Here is a 5,152-nt window from a genome sequence, read left to right as displayed (position 1 = left end):
GCACGGTCGAGGCCCGCGCCATCGCGAGCTCGGCCGGCCTCGGCTTCACGGTGCTGGCAAAGTCGAGCAGGATTTCCGCATAGGAGAGCCGGTCGTCGATGATCTCGATTGCCTCGGCGTCGCTGATGATCTCAGCGAGCTCGGCGAGGCGCGCCAGCTGCCACCACGAGAACGGGCTGAACCAGAACACCGCGCGGTTGAGGCGCCAGCAGGAGGACATAGAAATCCCGGTTGGCGACATGCGCGCCTTCATGCGCGAGCACGGCGAGGCGCTTCTTGGCGTCCCAGCTGGTGAATTGCGGCGGCGCCAAAATGGTCGAGCCGAAGGTGACGGGGCCGCCCACATCGCGGCTGACGCGCACGTCGGCCTCGAGCATCTGCGGGCCCTTCATCGGCTTTGCCGCGCGCGCAAGACGCCAGGTCAGGCAGAGACCGATCGCGAGTCGCAGCAGCAACAGGCCTGCAATGCCGGCATAGACGATGGTGGCGATCAGCCACCAATTGATCGGCAGCCCAGCTTTGGGCGGCGGCGGTGCGACGGCTACCCCGGGCACCACGGGCAGCGCGGGCTGCGGCATCTCCAGCATCGAGATGTCGGCCGGCAGAAAATCAGTCGGCTGATCGTGAGCGTCGGCCAATGCATCACGAAGGGCATCGCCAGCGAGGCCAGCAGCACGACGACCCAGGCCGTCATGTGAACGTGCGGATTACGCACGCGAAACAGGTTGAGACCGAACCAGACGACGCCTCCCAGCACAAGGGAGCGCAGTGCCGCCTCCGCCAGAGTTGCGATCATTCTTTCTTCACTCCCCTCGCCTTCTTTGCCTTGGCCACCTGGTCCGCCAGCTCGCGCAATTGCTGCTGGTCGAGCATCTTGTTGTCCACCATGCCGACGAGGACCTCCTCGATCGAGCCGTTGCAGAACCAGTCGACGATGCGCTGCACCGCCTTGGCCGCCACCTTCGCGCGCTCCTCGGCGGCGTGATAGACATAGGTGCGGCCGTCCACGGTGTGGCGAGCATAGCCCTTTTCCTCGAGCCGGCGCAGCACGGTGCGGACCGTCGATTCCTTCAGACGACGCGACAGACGTTCACGCACGATCTCGGCCGTGACGGGACCATGGGCCCAAACCAATTGCATGACCTCGCGCTCGAGGTCGCCCAGCTCGGGCAAACGATCGTCCATGGCACCAGACCTTGCGTCTTGAGTTCTTCTTGTAACGCTACAGACTGTCGCATATGGGGTCGCGCCATACAATGGCGATTCCACCTGAGATGGTGGCGCGATGCTGACCTAACGTGGAATGAGCTTGGGTTGGATCAAGAGCCCGCGGGCTCGGTGCATTTCTCCCGCTTGCGGGAGAGGTCGGCGCAACGCGCCGGGTGAGGGTTCTCTCCTCTTGGGGGTTCTCGATCGCGGAGATACCCTCTCCCCAGCCCTCCCCCGCAAGCGGGGGAGGGAGCACACCTCCCTTTACGTCAGCGGGCTAACCGAGCCGTTTGGGATGTACAAGCCCCTAGTAATGCGGCTCGTACATCTGGGACTGGACCAGGGCCTTGACGTCGTTGGGCGCCGGCCCGTCGGCGAGCCCGCGCTGATAGGCGACGTCCGCAACGGCCGCGGCGATGCGAACCGAGACCTCGCGAATGCGCGGCAGCGCCGGATAGAGACTGCCCTGCGCGAGGTCGTCCTTGCCGACGCAATCGGCAAGCGTGTGGGCCGCCGCCATGAACATCTCGTCGGTCACCAGCTTCGAGCCGCTGGCAATGACGCCGAGGCCGACGCCGGGGAAGATGTAGGAATTGTTGCCCTGGCGCGGCACGAAGCTGCGGCCGTTGAGCTTCACCGGGTCATACGGGCTGCCGCAGGCAAACAGCGCACGGCCCTCGGTGTAGCGATAGGCATCCTCCGCCGAGCATTCGGCCTTCGAGGTCGGGTTGGAGAGCGCAAACACGATCGGCTGTTCGTTGAGCGCGGCCATGGTCTTGAGCACGTCGGGCGTGAAGGCGCCGCCGACCGCGGCAACGCCGATGATCGCCGTCGGCTTCAGCGTCTTGATCGCGGTGAGGAAGTCGGCGATCGGCGCCTGGTCGGTGTGGGCGTAGCGGAGCTTGTGGCCGGACAGGCCATCACGACCGCTGACGACGAGGCCGCGGGAATCCACCAGCCAGTTGCGCCGCAGCGCTTCGGCCTCCGTTGCGCCCTCCGCCATCATCGCAGACACCACGAGATCGGCGATGCCGGTCGCCGCCTCGCCTGCGCCCAGGAACAGGATCTTCTGGTCCTTCAGCTTGCCGCCGGAGACGCGCAGCGCGGAGAACAAGCCGGCGAGCGCTACTGCCGCGGTGCCCTGGATGTCGTCGTTGAAGACGCAGGCTTCGTCCCGATATTTGTGCAGCAGCTTGAACGCCGAATGGTTGGCGAAATCCTCGAACTGGATCAGCACGCCCGGAAAGGTCTGTCGCGCAGCTTGCATGAACTCGTCGACGAAGCTGTCATAGGCTTCGCCCGCGAGCCGCCGCTCGCGCAGGCCGAGATAATAGGGGTCGTTCAGGAGCTCTTCGTTGTTGGTGCCGACGTCGAGTACAATAGGCAGGCACAGCTCGGGGTGCACGCCGGCGCAGGCCGAATAGAGCGAAAGTTTGCCGACCGGGATGCCCATGCCGTTGGCACCGAGATCGCCAAGTCCCAAAATGCGCTCGCCGTCGGTGACGACGATCAGCTTGGCCGGATAGGGCCAGTTCTTCAGTAGCTCGGCGATCTGGCCGCGGTCGCGCGAGGAGATGAACATGCCGCGCGGCCGCTGGAAGATCAGGCCGTATTTCTGGCAGGCGAGCCCGACCGTCGGCGTGTAGATGATCGGCTGGATCTCGTCGATATTGTCGACGACTACGCGGAAGAACAGCGCCTCGTTGCGATCATGCAGCGCGTTCAGCGCGACATATTTTTCGAGGTCCGTCGGCAGCGTGCGCAAATTGGTGAGGACGCGCTGAGCCTGCGTCTCCATCGTCAGCACGCAAGGCGGCAGGAGGCCGCGCAGGCCGAGTGCTTCGCGCTCGGATTCCGTGAAGGCGGTGCCCTTGTTGAGCAGGGGATCGCGCAGCAGCGCCATGCCTTGCGGCGGATTGGACGACGTCGATTGGGCAACGACCCGGGCAGGTCTATTCACGAATTCCCCCAAGAAGCTTCACGTTGAACAGCGCACATTGTCGGCCAGCGCTCCAACGAGATCAAGGACGTAGAGACCGAAGCGCCGATTGTGATCTCGCACCGCAGCGAGATCGTCGCGAACAACAGGCGGCACGCGAGAAAAGGTTAACGCGGCGAGGCTATTCAGGCTTGATGTTCGCGGCCTTCACGATCGGCCACCATTTCCCGGTCTCGGCCTTCTGGAAAACGGCGAGCGCTGCGGGTGTCTGCTGCTCCGGCGGCGGAATCTCCTGCCCCAGTTCGGCAAAGCGCTGCTTGACCGCGGCATTGGCGAGCACGGCGACGATGGCCGCGTTGAGCTTGGCGACGATGTCCTTCGGCGTGTTCTTCGGTGCCCAGATGCCGTGCCAGTAGGAAATATAGAGCCCGGGCAAGCCCGCCTCGTCGACGGTCGGGATATCCGGGGCGGACGCAAGCCGCGTCGGCGAGGTCACCGCGAACGCCTTGATCGCGCCGCTCTTGGCATGCGCCAGCGAGTTCGCCGCCTGGTCGAACATGATGTCGATCTGCCCCGCCACGAGATCGATCATGGCGGGCCCGGCGCCGCGATAGGGCACGAACTGGAAGTCGGCGCCGGTCTTGTCCTTGAAGAAGACGGCGGCGACATGCGCTCCCGTGCCCGCCCCCGAGGTCCCCGCGGTGGCCTTGCCGGGATTGGCCTTCAGCCACGCGATCAGCTCCTTCAGATTATTGGCCTCGAGCGACTTGCGGCCGACGATGAGCTGCGTGCCCATCGCGATCAACGCGATGGGTTCGAAATCACTTACGACGTCATAAGGCAGGTTGAGGATCGCGCCGTTCAGCACATGGGTGCCCCAATGGCCGATCGTGATGGTGGTTCCATCAGGCGTTGCGCGTGCGACGCGGGCGCCGGCGATGCTGCCGGAGGCGCCGGCGACGTTCTCGACCACGACCGTGGTGCGCAGCTCGGCTGCGATCCGATCGGACAGGATCCGCGCCAGCGTATCGGTCGGGCCGCCCGCCGCGAACGGTACGATGAGGGTGATCGGACGCGAGGGAAACGCTTGCGCATGACCCGGCGTCGTCCACGCCGCAGATCCGGCCAACGCGCACAAGACGATCACATGACCGCGCAAGACGGCCCACAGCCCTCGTATCATTCCACCCACCCATTGTCGTCGCCCGCATTTTGGCAGCGAGCTGGAGGCAGAGTGAACGCTGCCGGGTCGATGGAGGCAAGCCGGAAATTTCCGCCGGGCGACTATCCGGCCGCGCGCCGCGGCGTCAGATGGGCCGAGCCATCTGCCGGCGGGGCGATATGCATCAAGATGGTCTGGGTGGCGGATGCGACGTCGATGCCGTTCTGCTGGAAGCGCAACTTCATGCGGCGGTTGAATTCGCGCTGGACCGGCCAGCGGCCGGCCTCGGTGCAACGGATCTGGCCGACGATCGACACCATCGCGCCGTCGACCTTGTCGATGCCCCACAGATCGAGGTCGCCGCGGATCAGCGCGCGGAATTCGGGTTCGCGGCGCATCTCGTCGACGATGTCCTTGAGGATCTGGCCCGCGCGGTCGGTGTCTTCCTTGTAGGCGACGTTGACGCTGACCGAGGCATTTCCGGCGCCGCGGCTGGCATTGGTGATGGTCGTGACGGCGCTGAACGGCACGATGTGCACGGCACCGTCACCGGCGCGCAGGCGGATGGTGCGGATCGAGACGTTCTCGACCACGCCCGAGAGGCCGGAGACGCTGACATTGTCGCCGACCTGCACGGTGTTCTCCAACAGCAGGAACAGGCCGGTGATGAGGTCCTGCACCAGCTTCTGCGAGCCGAAGCCGATGGCGATGCCGACGATGCCGGCACCGGCCAGCAGCGGCGCGACATTGACGCCGATCTCGCTCAGCGTCGTAAGGCCGACCACGGTCGCGATCAGGCAGAGCAGCGCGGTGCGCAGCATCGGCTGGAAGGTGCGCAGGCG

The 5,152-nt window shown here is 65.4% G+C and carries 7 protein-coding genes; all 7 read right to left on the bottom strand.

The window, feature by feature from the left end:
- Positions 1–190: hypothetical protein (locus MOV75_RS26790; RefSeq protein WP_247006888.1), on the bottom strand; the 190-nt coding region annotated here is incomplete at its 3' end.
- On the bottom strand, positions 132–587 hold the full coding sequence (locus MOV75_RS26785) for a hypothetical protein (RefSeq protein ID WP_247006887.1): 456 nt from the start codon (positions 585–587) through the stop codon (positions 132–134). The genes MOV75_RS26790 and MOV75_RS26785, both read right to left, overlap by 59 nt.
- Complete coding sequence (locus MOV75_RS26780; protein WP_246929999.1) at positions 542–796, bottom strand: hypothetical protein; 255 nt, start codon at positions 794–796, stop codon at positions 542–544. Before MOV75_RS26780 ends, MOV75_RS26785 begins: the two co-directional genes overlap by 46 nt.
- Positions 793–1,185, bottom strand: a complete 393-nt coding sequence (locus MOV75_RS26775) for a BlaI/MecI/CopY family transcriptional regulator (RefSeq protein ID WP_194403816.1) — start codon at positions 1,183–1,185, stop codon at positions 793–795. Before MOV75_RS26775 ends, MOV75_RS26780 begins: the two co-directional genes overlap by 4 nt.
- A 331-nt stretch (positions 1,186–1,516) precedes the next feature.
- Positions 1,517–3,169, bottom strand: a complete 1,653-nt coding sequence (locus MOV75_RS26770) for an NAD-dependent malic enzyme (protein ID WP_309486846.1) — start codon at positions 3,167–3,169, stop codon at positions 1,517–1,519.
- A gap of 160 nt (positions 3,170–3,329) precedes the next feature.
- The gene (locus tag MOV75_RS26765; protein ID WP_246930003.1) at positions 3,330–4,328 is read right to left on the bottom strand and encodes a tripartite tricarboxylate transporter substrate binding protein; all 999 of its coding nucleotides are present in this window, start codon (positions 4,326–4,328) and stop codon (positions 3,330–3,332) included.
- Between the two features lie 104 nt (positions 4,329–4,432).
- The coding region (locus tag MOV75_RS26760) for a mechanosensitive ion channel family protein (protein WP_247006886.1) at positions 4,433–5,152 on the bottom strand (720 nt) is incomplete at its 5' end.

The organism is Bradyrhizobium sp. PRIMUS42 (assembly GCF_023006515.1).
GTDB lineage: Bacteria > Pseudomonadota > Alphaproteobacteria > Rhizobiales > Xanthobacteraceae > Bradyrhizobium.
This window is presented reverse-complemented; position numbering and strand designations above follow the sequence as displayed.

Excerpts from the sequence above, each read along its gene's own strand:
- MOV75_RS26780 (WP_246929999.1), bottom strand. The coding sequence starts at position 796 with ATGATCGCAACTCTGGCGGAGGCGGCACTGCGCTCCCTTGTGCTGGGA.
- MOV75_RS26785 (WP_247006887.1), bottom strand. The coding sequence starts at position 587 with ATGCTGGAGATGCCGCAGCCCGCGCTGCCCGTGGTGCCCGGGGTAGCC.
- MOV75_RS26775 (WP_194403816.1), bottom strand. The coding sequence starts at position 1,185 with ATGGACGATCGTTTGCCCGAGCTGGGCGACCTCGAGCGCGAGGTCATG.